The organism is Paraburkholderia sp. GW821-FHT02A12 (assembly GCF_059422005.1).
Map to the genome: position 1 here is coordinate 582988 of NZ_JBWKWA010000001.1, position 15349 is coordinate 598336.

At 60.9% G+C, this 15349-nt stretch carries 14 protein-coding genes and 1 pseudogene; 9 read left to right on the forward strand and 6 right to left on the reverse strand.

Going from position 1 to position 15349, the window contains the following annotated elements:
• Window positions 1-30: 30 nt before the first annotated feature.
• Window positions 31-1086: a phosphoribosylformylglycinamidine cyclo-ligase gene (purM, locus tag AC07WT_RS02685; RefSeq protein ID WP_492593966.1), complete on the forward strand. Its 1056-nt coding sequence runs from the start codon at window positions 31-33 to the stop codon at window positions 1084-1086.
• A gap of 73 nt (window positions 1087-1159) precedes the next feature.
• Here the strand turns inward: purM and miaA are convergent, their stop codons facing one another.
• Window positions 1160-2107 (reverse strand): tRNA (adenosine(37)-N6)-dimethylallyltransferase MiaA, encoded by a 948-nt coding sequence (gene miaA / locus AC07WT_RS02690; RefSeq protein WP_494945946.1) that lies wholly within the window; start codon window positions 2105-2107, stop codon window positions 1160-1162.
• A 43-nt stretch (window positions 2108-2150) separates the two neighbouring features.
• Window positions 2151-4184 carry a DNA mismatch repair endonuclease MutL gene (gene mutL / locus AC07WT_RS02695; RefSeq protein WP_494945947.1) on the reverse strand — a complete coding sequence of 678 codons (2034 nt, stop codon included), beginning with the start codon at window positions 4182-4184 and terminating at the stop codon, window positions 2151-2153.
• Between the two features lie 214 nt (window positions 4185-4398).
• Between mutL and AC07WT_RS02700 the strand changes: the two genes are divergently transcribed.
• The gene (locus AC07WT_RS02700; RefSeq protein WP_492593963.1) at window positions 4399-5073 is read left to right on the forward strand and encodes a DedA family protein; all 675 of its coding nucleotides are present in this window, start codon (window positions 4399-4401) and stop codon (window positions 5071-5073) included.
• A gap of 97 nt (window positions 5074-5170) precedes the next feature.
• Here the strand turns inward: AC07WT_RS02700 and AC07WT_RS02705 are convergent.
• From AC07WT_RS02705 to AC07WT_RS02715, 3 genes and pseudogenes are all read right to left on the reverse strand, one after another.
• Window positions 5171-5982 (reverse strand): annotated as a pseudogene (locus tag AC07WT_RS02705) (mechanosensitive ion channel family protein).
• A 258-nt stretch (window positions 5983-6240) separates the two neighbouring features.
• Window positions 6241-6423 carry a hypothetical protein gene (locus AC07WT_RS02710; protein ID WP_492593961.1) on the reverse strand — a complete coding sequence of 61 codons (183 nt, stop codon included), beginning with the start codon at window positions 6421-6423 and terminating at the stop codon, window positions 6241-6243.
• Between the two features lie 542 nt (window positions 6424-6965).
• Window positions 6966-7214 (reverse strand): helix-turn-helix domain-containing protein, encoded by a 249-nt coding sequence (locus AC07WT_RS02715; protein ID WP_492593960.1) that lies wholly within the window; start codon window positions 7212-7214, stop codon window positions 6966-6968.
• Window positions 7215-7321: 107 nt separating this feature from the next.
• Between AC07WT_RS02715 and AC07WT_RS02720 the strand changes: the two genes are divergently transcribed.
• The 5 genes from AC07WT_RS02720 (at window position 7322) to AC07WT_RS02740 (ending at window position 13010) form a co-directional block, all read left to right on the forward strand.
• Entirely contained in the window at window positions 7322-7594 is a 273-nt protein-coding gene (locus AC07WT_RS02720; RefSeq protein WP_494945948.1) for a hypothetical protein, read from the forward strand.
• Between the two features lie 1174 nt (window positions 7595-8768).
• A complete protein-coding gene (locus tag AC07WT_RS02725) occupies window positions 8769-9881 on the forward strand; it encodes a porin (RefSeq protein WP_494945949.1) in 1113 nt (370 codons plus the stop codon).
• Between the two features lie 354 nt (window positions 9882-10235).
• Complete coding sequence (locus AC07WT_RS02730) at window positions 10236-11033, forward strand: tyrosine-type recombinase/integrase (protein WP_494945950.1); 798 nt, start codon at window positions 10236-10238, stop codon at window positions 11031-11033.
• Window positions 11034-11079: 46 nt separating this feature from the next.
• Window positions 11080-12318, forward strand: coding sequence for a tyrosine-type recombinase/integrase (locus tag AC07WT_RS02735; protein ID WP_494945951.1), 1239 nt, complete (start codon window positions 11080-11082; stop codon window positions 12316-12318).
• On the forward strand, window positions 12315-13010 hold the full coding sequence (locus AC07WT_RS02740; RefSeq protein ID WP_494945952.1) for a tyrosine-type recombinase/integrase: 696 nt from the start codon (window positions 12315-12317) through the stop codon (window positions 13008-13010). Before AC07WT_RS02735 ends, AC07WT_RS02740 begins: the two co-directional genes overlap by 4 nt.
• A 235-nt stretch (window positions 13011-13245) precedes the next feature.
• Here AC07WT_RS02740 and AC07WT_RS02745 read toward each other — a convergent pair whose 3' ends face one another.
• Window positions 13246-14265 carry an IS110 family RNA-guided transposase gene (locus tag AC07WT_RS02745; protein ID WP_492592818.1) on the reverse strand — a complete coding sequence of 340 codons (1020 nt, stop codon included), beginning with the start codon at window positions 14263-14265 and terminating at the stop codon, window positions 13246-13248.
• Here AC07WT_RS02745 and AC07WT_RS02750 point away from each other — a divergent pair.
• Together AC07WT_RS02750 and AC07WT_RS02755 are read left to right on the forward strand one after the other, a co-directional pair.
• On the forward strand, window positions 14146-14688 hold the full coding sequence (locus tag AC07WT_RS02750; RefSeq protein ID WP_494948459.1) for a site-specific integrase: 543 nt from the start codon (window positions 14146-14148) through the stop codon (window positions 14686-14688). The genes AC07WT_RS02745 and AC07WT_RS02750 overlap by 120 nt on opposite strands.
• Window positions 14685-15329 carry a tyrosine-type recombinase/integrase gene (locus AC07WT_RS02755; RefSeq protein WP_494945953.1) on the forward strand — a complete coding sequence of 215 codons (645 nt, stop codon included), beginning with the start codon at window positions 14685-14687 and terminating at the stop codon, window positions 15327-15329. The genes AC07WT_RS02750 and AC07WT_RS02755 overlap by 4 nt, the downstream gene beginning before the upstream one ends.
• Window positions 15330-15349: the final 20 nt, after the last annotated feature.

Below are 15349 nucleotides of genomic sequence, written 5' to 3' on the forward strand. Positions count from 1 at the left end.
CGCATTTTACCGACCTTCTCGCTCTTCCCCATGAATCAACCGAAATCCGCCCCTGACGCCCAAGGTTTGTCGTATCGCGACGCCGGCGTGGACATCGACGCGGGCGACGCCCTTGTCGACGCGATCAAGCCCTTTGCCAAAAAGACGATGCGCGACGGCGTGCTGGGTGGCATCGGCGGATTTGGCGCGCTCTTCGAGGTGCCGAAGAAATACCGCGAGCCGGTGCTGGTCTCGGGTACCGACGGCGTCGGCACCAAGCTGCGACTGGCGTTTCAGCTGAACAAACATGACACGGTCGGCCAGGATCTGGTGGCGATGAGCGTCAACGACATCCTCGTGCAGGGTGCCGAACCGCTGTTCTTCCTCGATTATTTCGCGTGCGGCAAGCTGGACGTCGGCACCGCGGCAACGGTCGTCAAGGGTATCGCGCACGGCTGCGAGCTGGCCGGTTGCGCGCTGATCGGCGGCGAGACGGCTGAAATGCCGGGCATGTATCCGGACGGCGAGTACGATCTGGCCGGTTTTGCGGTCGGCGCGGTGGAAAAGAGCAAGATTATCGACGGCAGCACGATTGCCCCGGGCGATGTTGTGCTCGGTCTGGCGTCGAGCGGGATTCATTCGAATGGTTTTTCGCTGGTGCGCAAGATCATTGAGCGTGCGCAGCCTGATTTGAATGCCGATTTTGACGGGCGCTCATTGGCTGATGCATTGATGGCGCCTACGCATATTTATGTGAAGCCGTTGCTGTCGTTGATGCAGCAGGTTGCCGTGAAGGGTATGGCGCATATCACCGGCGGCGGGCTGGTCGAAAATATTCCGCGGGTGTTGCGCGAAGGTTTGACGGCAGAGCTGGATCATCAGGCGTGGCCGTTGCCGCCGTTGTTCTCGTGGTTGCAGAAACACGGCGGTGTGGCCGATGCTGAAATGCACCGGGTGTTCAATTGCGGGATCGGGATGGCTGTGGTTGTTTCTGCTGCCGATGCGGATGCCGCGATTGGGGTTCTGGCTGCCGCCGGCGAGCAGGTCTGGAAGATTGGCGTGATTCGCGAGAGCGCGGTTGGCGAGGCTCAGACCGTCGTTGTTTGATTCTTTTGCCTGACGCGGCGCAATGGGCTGTTTGCCTACGGTGAACAGCCAAAGCGCCGCGAGCGGCAAAACCTCAAATTAACCCTTCAACAACGCTAACAACCCGCGCGGTAGCGCCCCCATCGCAGCAATCGACAACGATCCTCTCAGGCATGCTCCGCAGCCACGTGAGTTGGCGCTTGCACAATTGCCGGGTGGCGAAAATCCCCTTATCCCGCATGGTCGGATAATCGATAACCCCATCGAGATATTCCCAAACCTGCCGATACCCGACACACCGCATCGACGGCATCCCCGGCGACAAATCCCCGCGCTCGCGCAACCTCGCGACTTCATCGACGAATCCGTCAGCCAGCATCGCATCGAATCGCCGTTCGATCCGGGCATGCAGCACGCTGCGATCGGAAGGCTCCAGCGCTATCGGCACGAATCGCCATGCCTGTGCAGCATCATCGGAGCGCGGGGGCGCCGCCAGCAGAACGGACATCGCCTGCCCGGTCAGCATGAACACCTCGAGCGCACGCTGAATTCGCTGCGAATCGTTCGGCGCGAGGCGCGCAGCAGTAGCAGGGTCGAGCGCGGCAAGCCGCGCATGCAGAGCCGGCCAGCCATCGCGTGCGGCGTCGGCATCGAGCGCCGCCCGGACGTCGGCGTCGGCGGCAGGCAGGTCGTTCAGCCCCTGCGTGAGCGCCTTGTAGTACAGCATGGTCCCGCCGACCAGCAGCGGTACCCGCCCGCGCGCGCTGATCTCGCCGATCAGGCGCAGCGCATCGGTGCGAAAATCCGCTGCTGAATAGGCGTCAGCCGGATCGACGATATCGATCAGATGATGCGGCGCCAGCGCGCGCTCTTCCACAGTCGGCTTCGCGGTGCCGATGTCCATCTCGCGATAAACCAGCGCCGAGTCGACGCTGACGATCTCCACCGGCCGCCGTGCGGCCAAAGCCAGCGCGGCAGCGGTTTTGCCGGATGCGGTCGGGCCCAGCAGGCAGGGGACGGGCGTGGGAATACGTGAAGTCATAGGCGAGCCGGTGCGTGCGGCAAAAACGTGATCGGGCTCACCCTCATTGTCCGCGCATGAACAGCCGGTCGAGATCGGACAGCGTCAGTTGATACCAGGTCGGACGCCCGTGGTTGCACTGGTCGGCGCGCTCGGTCGCTTCCATCTGGCGCAGCAGCGCGTTCATTTCATCGAGCGTCAGCCGACGGTTCGCCCGCACCGCGTGGTGGCACGCCAGTGTGCCGAGCAGCTCGTGCTGGCGCTCGGTCAGCACACGCGAGCCGCCGAACGCGTGCAAGTCGGTCAGGACCGCTCGCGCGAGCGCCTGCAAATCGGCGTCTTTCAGCAAGGCCGGCACCGCGCGGATCGCGAGCGTGGTCGGCGACAGCACGGCAAGGTCGAAACCGAGCGCGTCGAGCGTGTCGCGCTCTTCTTCTACCGTGCCGATTTCGATCGGATCGGCCTGCATCGTCTGCGGAATCAGCAGCGGCTGCACGGCGATCGTGCGATCGGCCAGCGCGTTCTTGAACTGTTCGTACAGAATGCGCTCGTGCGCGGCGTGCATGTCGACAATCACCAGCCCATGCGCATTCTGTGCAAGCACATAGATGCCGTGAATCTGGCCGAGCGCAAAACCGAGCGGCTGTTCGTCGGATGCGTGGAACGCGGGGGGCGCATACGGCGCGGACGCGTTATACGGCGACGGCGTTTCGGCGGCGGAGTCGCGCGCCTCGAAGAGCGTCGCGCCATCGGCGGTGCCGGCGTTCGTGTCTTTACGGCCGAACAGCGCGTCGTAAAACGCCAGCGGTTGCGCCACCGGGAGCGTGCCTTGCGTCATGCGCGCCTGGCGCATCCACGTATTGCCTGGCTGCGAGCCAAATCCACCACCGAGGCCGCCTGTTCCAGCGCCTGTGCTTGCACCTGCACCGAAGCCGCCCGTGCCCGCGCCACCGAGCGGCGTAGCGCCAAACGACGCCGGACCACCCGCCGCAGGTTCGAGGTGAGCCGCGTGACCGCCCGCCGTCGTTTCCGGTGACGCACCCGCATGCCGCGCCAACGCGCGCTGTACCGCGTGGAACACGAACTGGTGAATCGAGCGCGAATCGCGAAACCGCACTTCGATCTTCGACGGATGCACGTTCACGTCGACCGCTTCAGGCGGCAGGTCGAGAAACAGCACATAGGACGGATAGCGGTCGCCATGCAGCACGTCTTCGTATGCGGCGCGCACGGCATGCGTGAGCAGCTTGTCGCGAACGAAGCGGCCGTTGACGAAGAAATACTGCTGGTCGGCGCGCCCGCGGCTTGCGGTCGGCAGGCCGGCGCAGCCATAGACGGCAAGCGGTCCGGCGGATTCGTCGAGCGGCAGATGGGCCGTCGCAAAAGTCTCGCCGAGAATCTTCGCGACCCGCACAGGCGGCTCGCTGGCGTTCCAGTGCTCAACCGCGCGGCCGTTATGCAGCACCGAAATCGCCACGTCCGGCCGCGCCAACGCTGCACGGCGAATCTGTTCGAGGCAATGGCCGAGTTCGGTCTGCTCGCTTTTCAGGAATTTGCGGCGCGCGGGGGTGTTGAAGTACAGCTCGCGGACTTCGATCGTGGTGCCCTGGGTGCCGGCGGCAGGGCTCAGCACACCGGTTTGCGCGTCGATGCGCACGGCGTGCGGCGCGTCGGCGGTGCGGCTCGTTATGAACATCTCCGCGACCGACGCGATCGACGCCAGCGCCTCGCCGCGAAACCCCAGCGTGGCAACTGCTTCGAGTTCGGCGAGCGAGCGGATTTTACTGGTCGCATGGCGCATCAGCGCGAGCGGCAGTTCGCTTTCGGGGATGCCGCAGCCGTCGTCGGTAATCGAGATGCGTTTGACGCCGCCTTCGTCGAGCACGATGCGCAGGGTCTGCGCGCCGGCATCGAGCGCGTTTTCCAGCAACTCCTTGACCACCGAGGCCGGCCGCTCGACCACTTCGCCGGCGGCAATCTGGCTGATCAACTGGTCGGGAAGGGGCTGGATCGCCCGCAACGGGCGCGGGACGGGCGCGGCGGCGGGAGCCGCGGCCGCGGCGGCGGTGTCGGCAGGCGTTTGGGAGAATTCAGGCATGGCGAAATTATAGCGATTCGGCGCGCGCCGGCCGGAAGCGGGCGGAACCGGGACTACCCACGCGTCGCAGATTTTTAATCGCGCCCGGGCACTTTCGGTATCATGACGCGGTCAATTTCCGGCGGTAAGCTTGCGCTCGCCGCCCATCGCTCGCAGGCCCGCTAACGCGGCCCTTCTCGCCACCCGCACACATTCGCTCTATAAAGGACGCTTTTTGGACACGCTGCTGCAGTTCGCAAACCTTGTCTTGCACATCGACAAGTTTCTGGGAGTCTTCATCCACCAGTACGGCGCCTGGGTCTACGCGGTGCTGTTTCTGATCGTGTTTTGCGAAACCGGGCTTGTCGTACTGCCGTTCCTGCCGGGCGATTCGCTGCTGTTCATCGGCGGCGCTTTTTGCGCGACCGGCGAAATGAATGTCGGTTTGCTGATCGTGCTGCTGCTGGTGGCGGCAGTCTCCGGCAATACGGTCAATTACATGATCGGGCGGGCCATCGGGCCGCGCGTGTTCAATACGCACATACCTTTTCTGGAGCGCTTCCTCGACCGCAGCGCGTTGCAGAAGACCCATGATTTCTATGAGAAGCACGGCGGCAAGACCATTGTGCTGGCGCGTTTCATTCCGGTGGTGCGGACCTTCGCGCCGTTCGTTGCCGGCGCGTCGCAGATGACAGTTAGCCGGTTTCAGCTTTTCAACATCCTGGGTGCGCTGTCGTGGGTGTTGCTGCTGGTGCTTCTTGGCTACTTCTTCGGCAACATCCCGTTCATTCGTCAGTACCTGAATGTGATCGTGCTGGTGGGTATCGGCGCGGCCGTGGTGCCGATTCTGCTCGGCGCGCTGTGGAAGATGACGCGCAAAAACGCAGCCAAGACGACGGACAGCCGCTGACACTTCACACAGTGTGTGGCTCCGACGAACAAACGGCGTCGCGAATCTCGCGACGCCGTTTTCATTTGATTTAGAGAAACCCGTTGCTCACACGACCTCAGGTCACGGCGCGCGGCGCAAGCGGTGTTTCCGGTGTCGGATAGCCCGCATTCTTGAAGGTCTGGATGATCGCGCGATTGGTGTCGAAATAGACCTGCCAGTAGTTGCTGTTGTGCGTGTAGGGCCGCACGCACAACAACGGTCCTTCCGGTGTGAAGCTCAGCACTTCGATGTCCGGCGCGGGACTCTCGACAACGTTCGGAATCTTCGTCACCGCCGCCTTCAGCCGATTCATCGCATCCGTTGGATCGACGCCGTTGGCGATCTTCGCGGTCAGCTCGACGCGCCGTACCGGCAGCGCGCTGTAGTTCGAGATCGTGTCGGAGAAGACCTTGTTATTGCCGACGATGGTGGTCACGTTGTCGGGCGTCACGATGGTCGTGCCGAACAGGCCGAGTTCCGAGACTGTGCCGGTAACCCCGCCCGCCGTGACGAAATCGCCGACCTTGAACGGCCGCAATACCTGCATGAAGATGCCCGCAGCGAAGTGTGCGAGCAAGCCGCCCCACGCGGTACCGATCGCGAGGCCGAGGCCGGCGAGCAACGCGGCGAACGAAGTAGTCTGGACACCGAACACCTGCAGAATCGCGAGGATCAGCAGCAGGTTGAGCAGGGCGCCGAGAATCGAGCCGAGGTAATGAGCGAGCGTGGGATCGACATGGCCGTTGCGGGCCAGCACTTGCGGAGCATCCCGGTGATCAGGCCAATGATCCAGCGGCCGACGATCCACAAGACGATCGCGCCGACGACCTTGGTGCCGAGGTCGATGCCCCGGGTCACGATGAACACGCGTATGGTTTCGAGATCCAAGATGTCCTCGTTGGTTGAGTTGCCTTCGACTGATTGAATGGAGGTGGCGTAATACAGCGGCAAATACCCAGCGACGGGCGCAAACGGTAACTCTCGGTCTTGGGAAGTTATAGGCGACGGCTCGCGCGTACGCAAGGACCGTTCCCGTCTGTTATGCGGATTGCCTGGCCGGAGAAACGAACGGCGCAGCGGCTCCAATCTGAATGGATTGGGCCGGCCGCGCCTGGGTGTTTGTGGTGCCTGTTATCGTGCTGTGGGCTACGGTGTTCGGGGGTCTCCTGGTCTTACAGCAGCGTGTTTTCGTGCCGCAACCAGGTTCGTGAAGAAATCGAACAGAAAATTGGTCATGTTGACGGAATGAAAGCGCAGGAATCTGCGGCGTTGCCAAAGCGTCTGCTTACGCGGCGTTGCGGCGTGTTGTGCAGAATCGGCGGCGATCATTGTAAATCTCCACGTCTCAATAAATATCAACGTTCGGAGTCCGTTGTATTGGATTTTTTTTGAGGGCTGACGCCGTATCGATGTGAGAGGGCGGGCAACGGAGACAGCGCCGCGCCGCGCTCGACGACGGCACGGCGGTAGGCGAGGACGGCGGCGTTTTGTGCCGCTGCGATTCGTCCTTCAGCGATTCGAACGCGTCGTGCCGTTCGTTGCGGTGATCCATTGCGTGTGCGGGAAGCGAATCGAGCTCGATGTCGAACGGCGGATACCGATCGACGGGGCCGAATTGCGCTTGTGGCGCCGCGTGCACCGCGTGATCCGGATAGAGCGCGAGTGCTTCCCATTCGTCCGCGCCTTCGGTGTCGACCGTAGACGGAACGGGGGATGTGCGCCGAGCCGTACATCATGGAATGTCGTTTTGACGTGTGGTGACGGAATTGGTGAGCCCAATTTTAACGATGTGATTGCGCTAATTTCACGTGTATGAGTGTTGATGCAACATGGTTGCACTTAGCAGCGACCCGAGTTGCCGGCAATACTTCTCAAGCTCGGAGTCTCCCGTTGGAGATGATATGACCAACTTTGGCGTCGATCGCAGTTGCACTCGGATCGGCGGCGCCCGTCTCTACTCGACACGACTGCAGATAGGTTTTAAGGTCGTCGCTGCTGAATACGATCCCGCCACCGATTCGATAGCACAGAATGGGACCATCAGGCGCCGCAAGGTCATAGATGTGTCTCGGCGAAATTCCAGGGAACACGGCGGCTGCGTTTGCGTTGAGCATGTCCATGACGGTTCCGTAGTTTTCTCGGCTTGACCGAGCCGGCGGATGAAGCGGCCTCGTGATCGGCGTAGGATAGGCACATCAAGCAACGCTTCTGCGGTCGGAGAATTCGCATGGGAACGTTCTGCGTTGTTAACTCGCACAGCAAATGGAAAGGCGGCTATCCAGTTGCCCCGTTCGTAAGACTAGGAATCATGGGGTACGGCCAAGTTGAAGGCGTCGCGCTGACGTTAAGCCCGGATTTGATGACTGACGCGGAAATCGACGCGGAGATTGATCGTCTCAGGAAGGATTTGGATCGAATCGGGCTTGAGGCGAAGAGGACGCTCCACCGCGAAGAAGCTAGGGTGCTTGCGGCGGTGACGAGCAGCAGATCGGGCGAATAGCCTTGCTGTTCCCCGCAGCCAATCGTCAGGCGGCCAATTGCATTCAGCGGTTTAAGCGCGGATTTTTACAAGCGGCCCGGTTGCGGCGCAAACGCTACTGGACTGCCGATCGATCGACTCTCGAAGATTTTCGAGTATCCGCGCTGCCGACAGTCAGATGAATACATTGATCGCAGCAACCGTATTTTCTTCCTGAGTGGATCAGTTGCTGCATAGCAGTTGACCGAAAACTTGGGGCGGAAAAGCGGGGCGCACACCACCGACGACAGCATTCAAGGCAAGGACGGTTGCCCGAATCCGGTTGCCCAGCGGTTACGCGACGCTGAAAAAGAAAAGGGCTTACGACGCAAACGCGTGTAAGCCCTTGAATCTTTTGGTAGGCCGTACGGGATTCGAACCTGTGACCAACGGATTAAAAGTGCGAATCAGGGTATAACGCTGCTTGCGTATTCTACTAATAATCAATGACTTGGCGCAACTGGGCCGCAGTCGTCCGCAGTCAGAAGCAGGTGTTCGCAGCTCTGTCTGCCTCCCAATCTGCCTCCCGATTCCGCCGGCTCAGGCCCGTCACACGGGCAGTCGGCGGGGTGTGTGGGCGATCCGAGGTGGGTCGGGATGAGCATGCGTCGACGCTGTACCGAGTGAGATAGCGGAGTAGTCGAAACTGGCACACGCCGATTGGCAGTTCGACCTTTTTCGTAACAGTTGACCGAACCCAGCGGCTGACTTCGGTTTGGCCATTGCGGTGGTCCGCAACCCGTCGTGTCCCGCGCTCAGCGAACGGCCGCTTACGAGCGAGGCCTAGGACCGGAGTCGACCCATCTCAGACGGTCGTCCATGCAGCATCTAGACGACAGCTTTCGAGGTCAAACGGCCACCCTGGCTATTCTGGCGTCTAGTCGCGTTTCTGCGGCTTTGTGCCGTCAGCCTGGCCTGCAATCGGCTCAACAACGATGAGCAGCACGCATAACAGGGCAGGGCTGTTTCGACCATATACAAGAATTCGCTGGCAGTGTCCGGTGATACGAAAGTCAATCCAATGTTGTAAACGGGAGACACAAAAATTGAAAACAGGTCCCGATTTAATTTGGCGGAAATATCATTGCGCGCGGGCCAAAAGCCGCGCATGAACCGCAGCGGTTATATAGACCAGCGGCTTGCCTTACAACTAAACATGGGGAGACACTCTGTGAAGAAAACCATCAGCGCCATCGGCGGCGCACTTATCGCCATCGCGGCCCAATCTGCTTTCGCGCAGAGCTCAGTCACGCTGTACGGCATCGTCGACACGAGCGTCCGCTATCTCACCAACGCCAATGCGAACAACGACAGCCAGGTATCGATGGGCGTCGGCCCGATCACCGGAAGCCGTTGGGGCTTGAAGGGTTCTGAAGATCTGGGTGGCGGCCTGTCTACGGTGTTCCGGCTTGAGAACGGCTTCAACCTCTGGAACGGCCAGTTTGCGAGCCAGAATACCCTCTTCAACCGGATGGCTTATGTTGGGCTGTCTAGCAACCAGTATGGCACGGTGACCTTCGGTCGCCAGAATACGCCGCTATTCGACCAGCTAGGGAACGTCTACGACCCGCTGACCGTCGGTAACTACGATCAGGACGGCTGGCTGCCTGGCGCACTCGGCTACGGCCTGCGCCAGAACAACTCCGTCAAGTACAACGGCCAGTTCGGCGGCCTGAACGTGGAAGCCATGTATAGCTTTGGCGGTGTGGCCGGCAGCACCGGCGCGAACAACATGTACGGCTTGACGGCGTCCTATACGTACGGCGGCTTGTCCCTTGATGCCGGCTTTCAGCAGAACAGCGATGCGCACAACAACAAGTTCAATGTTGTCAACGTGAGCGCTGTCTATGCGTTCAGCACGATCAAGGCCTATGCAGGCTGGCTGCATGCGCAGGACAATACCGGCATCGTCGACCTTTACATGGCGGCCGCAAACTCGCCGGCTGCCGGCTTTTCGACGCCGGTGACGAATACCAACCGCATCGACGACGGCTTCTACGTCGGTACCACCTGGCAGGTCACGGCGCCGCTGCTGCTGACTGCGGCGGCCTACTACGATCACTCCCGCAATGCGTTGAACGCCGACGGCACCACGCTCGGCCGCGGCGTCCGCTACTCCGGCGTGCTGCTAGCCGAATACTCGCTGTCCAAGCGGACCGAAGTGTATGGCACGGTCGATTTCATCCGCGGCACTGGCGCGGCGAAAGCAGACTTTCCGGGCCGCAACAACCAGGCCGGCGTCGCGCTCGGCCTTCGCAACATATTCTGATTCGTGCTGCCCGGTTTGCCGCCGGGCGTCGCGCTTCCGAACCACCGGCGCGCGCCCAATGGTGCGCGCTTTTTCTATACGTGCGTAGGCGTGGCGCAATGTGTTGCGGATGACCGCTCCGGCCGACAACACGCCTGACGTGTGCTGCGCACGAAGGGCCGTTATCGAGGCGGAGCGGTCCTTCGAACGTCCGGGTGAAAGCGTGGGCCAACGTCCGTAGATGGCCGGCCGAACGAAACCGCTCGCGCGGTAGAGGGCTCCGGCCAGCGCGTGTGGTTCACGGGAGGTCCGCCGCGCGGTTCCGTATGTTGGCGAATGAGGCAATCCGCCTCGTTCTCCAGCAGGAGCCCAATCATGACCTCCCCACAGGCAAACGCCAGTCCACTGCGCATGCGCATGATCGACGACATGCGCATGCGCCAGTTGTCGCCGAAGACGCAGGACATCTATCTGCGCATCGTGCGCGAATTTGCCCGGTTTCTCGGGCGCTCACCTGACACGGCCACCGTCGAGGACCTGCGGCGCTATCAGCTGCATCTCGTCGATCACGGCACCTCGCCCGTGTCCCTGAATCACGCCATTACCGGCCTGAAGTTCTTCTTCGAGGTTACGCTCGACCGGCCCGACCTGATGGTCAGGATGCACCCGGTGCGCGTGCCCCGCACACTGCCCGTCGTGCTCAGCCCCGACGAAGTGCGGCGGCTGATCGAGGCGGCCGGCAACCTCAAGCACCAGACCGCGCTATCGGTCGCCTATGGAGCCGGGCTGCGCGCAAGCGAAGTGGTGGCGCTGAAGGTCACCGACATCGATAGCCAGCGTATGACGCTGCGCATTGAGCAGGGCAAGGGCCGTCGGGACCGCTATGCGATGCTCTCGCCGGTGCTGCTCGAGCGCCTGCGCGTCTGGTGGCACGTGGCCCGGGCCCAGGGCAGGATGCTGGATGGTGGGTGGCTCTTTCCCGGGCTCGATCCCGTCGACGCGCTCAGCACGCGACAGCTGAACCGCGCCATCCATGCCGCCGCGGAGGCCGCACACATCGACAAGCGCGTCTCCATGCATACCCTGCGGCACTATGTGCCGTTCCGGACTATGTCGGGTAATCCGGAGATAGCGCGGATTTCACGGGCGATTCAAGCGATCGGCTGGAGATAGTCTTGACTCCTTCCACCAGCCCCCGCATGTCGGGAAGGAGCTCATCGTGAAGTACGTCGTCCATGATCAGGTTGTGCTGTCGCGACCGCCTGAAGGGCCGCTTGCGGCCTATATCGCATCATTTGCGAGATCGCTCAGTGAGCAGGGATACAGCGCAGGATCACTGAAGCAGCAAGTACGGATCGCAGCGGGGTTTAGCCGTTGGCTTGAACAGACGGGTCTCGGAGTGCGCAGCATCTGCGCTGACCACGTGATACGGTATTTACGATATCGTGCGCGACATGTTCGGCCCCGCCGGGGGGACCAGGCTGCGTTCAGACACCTCATTAATTTTCTGCGCCAGGAGCAACTGACTCCTGCGGAGCGGGTATCACTGCCCCGACTGCCGTCTACTGAGTGCTGCGTACAGGCATACGTGGCGTACTTACGCGAAGCGCGTGCCTTGGCCACAGCGACGATCGTCAACTACGTGCCGTTCGTCCGCGGTTTCCTTGAAGACTGTTTCGGTAAAGGACGGGTCACACTCTCTCGCCTCTGTGCTGGCGATGTCGTGAGATTTGTACAACGTCAGGCGCCGCGTTTGCAGCCGAAGCGTGCGAAGCTTCTGACCGCTGCGTTGCGATCCTTTCTACGTTATGCGCGCTATCGCGGCGACATTACACTGGATTTGGCCGCCGCAGTTCCAGTCGTGGCCAACTGGTCGATGCCGTCAATCCCACGTGGGATCGCCCCAGATCAAACACGGCAGTTGTTAGCCAGCATCGATCAGCGAAGCGGAACCGGTCGTCGAGACTATGCCATTTTGCTTTTGCTTGCTCGATTGGGGCTGCGCTCCGGGGAAGTAGCGTCGCTTGAGCTGGATGATATCGACTGGAGCGCGGGACGTTTGAGTGTGCGCGGTAAAAGCGGGCAGCGCAACGAATTGCCATTGCCCGCCGACGTCGGCAAGGCGATCGCTACATACCTGATTCGTGGGCGACCGCGTAGCACTTGTCGTCGTGTATTTTTGCGCGTCCGGGCTCCGATCACAGGGTTTAGCGGGGTAAGTGGGGTTGGTTCGGTTGTGCGGCATGCTCTCCAGCGCGCCGGCATTGACGCTCCAACCATGGGGGCTCATCAGTTCCGTCACGGATTGGCCACCGAGATGCTGTGCCATGGTGCCTCGCTCGGTGAGATAGGAGAGTTGTTGGGGCATCATCACCCGCAGACCACGAAGATCTACACCAAGGTCGACATCAAGGCATTGCGTACGCTGGCTGTGCCGTGGCCGGGAGGTGTGCAATGAACACGCTCCGGCAGGCAGTTGCTCAGTATCTCAGTCTTCGACGCAGTTTGGGTTTCAAGCTGCACGATGCAGGCAAGGCGTTACTCGATTTCGTCACTTTCATGGAACAGCATCGCGCCCCCTACATTACCCAGGCATTGGCTCTCGCCTGGGCGCAACAGCCATTCGAAGCCCAACCCGCACACTGGGCGAAACGACTCAGCTTCGTACGCGAGTTCGCACGTCATCGCAGCGCCACCGATTCGCGCACGCAGATTCCAGCGCAAAGCCTGTTGCCGTTCCAACCGAAACGGGCTCGACCGTACCTCTATTCGGACGATGAGATTCGCGACTTACTGCGGGCCGCCCTTCAAATACCATGCCGCTATGAGCGCAGTGCACTGCGGCCCTGGACGTTCTATTGCCTGCTTGGGTTGCTGAGTGTGTCGGGCATGCGTCTCGGGGAAGCACGCAATCTTGAGCTTCGGGACGTGGACCTCACCACTGGGGTGCTAACAATCCGTGGCACCAAATTCGGCAAGTCCCGGCTCGTGCCTTTGCATGACTCGACTCGCGAGGTGCTCGCCGATTACATCGTGCGACGTAATCGTCATTGGGCCGGTCGGCCAGTGTCTTCCTATCTGTTCGTTTCCAACCGGGGTAATCTATATGAACGCGTCCCGTTTGCGCTAGTTTCTCGTGTGTTCCGATAGACAGGATGGGCTGCGGATCTATATCCGGCCTTGATGCAGCCACGACGTCTGCTGCTGGCCCCTATGAAATACGCTGACTCGATCCTCATTCGTCCGGCGAGCTCAAAGCTCGTATTACCCCTCAGGTCTATCGAGTCCCGGTCCTACCTGGCTTGTCATTACACTCGATTGCTGCGCAACCTTTCGACGTTCACCCTGTGCTAAAAGTTGATCTTCTACATCGTGTGCGAGCCTTTCAGACCGGCTTCACGCTCACATAGTCCTTCTGGTAGGGCCGGTCATGGGCCAGCACCGCCCAGATCGTTCGGGCCATCTTGTTGGCCAATGCGACGACCACAACGTTCTTCGGCCGTCGCGTCTTCATCTGCTCAACCCACTCGCCGGGCGCCTTCCCGCGTGTCACCACACTCCGTGCGCCGTGAATCAGCAGTGTGCGCAGATACGTGTCGCCCCTCTTGCTGATCCCGTGCAGGTTCACCTTGCCGCCCGAGCCCGTCTGCTTCGGCACGATCCCAATCCACGCGGCAAACTCCCGCCCCGAACTAAATGCTTTCGGATCGCCCATCATCGCGACTGCCGCCGTTGCTGTCAGCAGCCCCACGCCGGGAATTTCACTGATTGCCTTCACCGCTTTGTCTTCCTTCTTCCACTCGCGCATACGTCGCTCGATCTCGGCAACCTGTTCGTCTAGCTTCGTCAGGGCGTTCCACTGCTCACGAAACGTATCAATCAGCACGGCGGGCAGACGCTCAGCCAACCGTTCGAGCACAGCCGGTGTTTCCTTGTCCAGCTTGCTCCGGCTCTTGCTCATCACTTCGCCGTATTCCGTGAGCAGCCCTCTCAGGTTATTGATCTGCATCGTGCGGAACTTGATCAGTTGCTGCCGCATCCGGTGCAGCGCCAGCATCGCCTGCTGCATCTCGGTCTTCACTGCCACTGCCTTGCTCGGTTGCTGTACCGCCAGCCAGATCGCCCGTGCATCCGCCGCATCGTTTTTGTTCCGTATGTTGAACGCCTTGACGAACTCCGCTGGCATCAGCTTGACTTGGTGTCCCATCTTCGCCAGTTGCCGGGCCCAGTGGTGCGCTCCGCCGCACGCCTCCATCCCGATCAGGCATGGCGCACGATTCACGAAGTGCTCGAGGAACTTTGCCCGCTTGATCGGCCTGTTCACGATTTCTCCGGTTTCCTGATCGATGTAATGCACCTGAAAAACCGACTTTGCGATGTCAATCCCAACAGGCGTAAGCTTCACGATGGATCCTCCGGTTTGCCTGGAAAACTTCGTATTTTCCACGTGGGCACATCGATGCCGTTGGCCCGTGAGGATCCACCTTTCTTTGCTCACCTGGTCACGGGGTGGGACGCGTTCATTTCAATTCGTCTGGATGGCGCAGAGGTACATCGGACTTTCTATGCGCTGTCACGACAGGTCGGTCTGCGCGGCGTTTCCGACCATCATGGACCACGCCTGCACGATATGAGGCATGCATTTGCGACGAACACGCTTGTGCACTGGTACCAGTCTGATCAGGATCCAGCGCGTTGCCTGCCGATTCTGTCAGCCTACCTCGGCCACGTCCATGTCGCCGATACGCAGTGGTATTTAAGCGGCTCACCGGAACTGATGCACGAGGCCATGCGCCGGCTCGAACAGCGCTGGGAGAACCGGCCATGACCACGTCCGCCAGCTTCGCTCCGCTGATCGAGCGCTTCTTTACGCAGCGACTGATGCAGCAGCGCCAGGCTAGTCCTCACACAATCAGTTCCTATCGCGATACCTTCCGTCAATTTCTGAAGTTCGTACAGCAGCGTTTGCATAAGCTACCGTCACGCCTGAATATCGAGGAGATCGACGCCCCTTTGATCGTCGCGTTTCTGGACGACCTTGAGAAGCACCAGGGTGTTAGCATTCGCAGCCGCAATCTGCGCCTCACGGCAATTCACTCCTTCTTCCGTTACGCTGCCCTCGAAGCACCGGCGCATTCCGCACAAATCCAGCGGGTGCTTGCCATCCCCAGCAAGCGCTTCACCCGCAACGTGGTCAACTTCCTGACGCGGCCGGAAGTCGATGCCTTGCTTGCAGCGCCTGACCAGCGTACCTGGTCCGGTCGGCGTGATCACGCCTTCATACTGGTAGCTGTGCAGACGGGACTACGTTTGTCCGAAATGACCGGACTCAAACGCGAAGACCTCGTCCTCGGAACCGGCGCGCACGTGCGTGTGATCGGCAAGGGCCGTAACTATGACGATCTCGGGAATATGCGCAGTTCCGCGCCACGCAGACTCGTTTGTCCTTCTGCGATGGGCTATGCATAGCAGTTCCGTGGTGTGAACTG

What these genes read in the sequence shown, in the direction of transcription:
- purM (WP_492593966.1), top strand. Translation starts at nt 31, where the DNA reads ATGAATCAACCGAAATCCGCCCCTGACGCCCAAGGTTTGTCGTATCGC.
- miaA (WP_494945946.1), bottom strand. Translation starts at nt 2,107, where the DNA reads ATGACTTCACGTATTCCCACGCCCGTCCCCTGCCTGCTGGGCCCGACC.
- mutL (WP_494945947.1), bottom strand. Translation starts at nt 4,184, where the DNA reads ATGCCTGAATTCTCCCAAACGCCTGCCGACACCGCCGCCGCGGCCGCG.
- AC07WT_RS02710 (WP_492593961.1), bottom strand. Translation starts at nt 6,423, where the DNA reads ATGATCGCCGCCGATTCTGCACAACACGCCGCAACGCCGCGTAAGCAG.
- AC07WT_RS02715 (WP_492593960.1), bottom strand. Translation starts at nt 7,214, where the DNA reads ATGGACATGCTCAACGCAAACGCAGCCGCCGTGTTCCCTGGAATTTCG.
- AC07WT_RS02720 (WP_494945948.1), top strand. Translation starts at nt 7,322, where the DNA reads ATGGGAACGTTCTGCGTTGTTAACTCGCACAGCAAATGGAAAGGCGGC.
- AC07WT_RS02725 (WP_494945949.1), top strand. Translation starts at nt 8,769, where the DNA reads ATGGGGAGACACTCTGTGAAGAAAACCATCAGCGCCATCGGCGGCGCA.
- AC07WT_RS02730 (WP_494945950.1), top strand. Translation starts at nt 10,236, where the DNA reads ATGACCTCCCCACAGGCAAACGCCAGTCCACTGCGCATGCGCATGATC.
- AC07WT_RS02740 (WP_494945952.1), top strand. Translation starts at nt 12,315, where the DNA reads ATGAACACGCTCCGGCAGGCAGTTGCTCAGTATCTCAGTCTTCGACGC.
- AC07WT_RS02755 (WP_494945953.1), top strand. Translation starts at nt 14,685, where the DNA reads ATGACCACGTCCGCCAGCTTCGCTCCGCTGATCGAGCGCTTCTTTACG.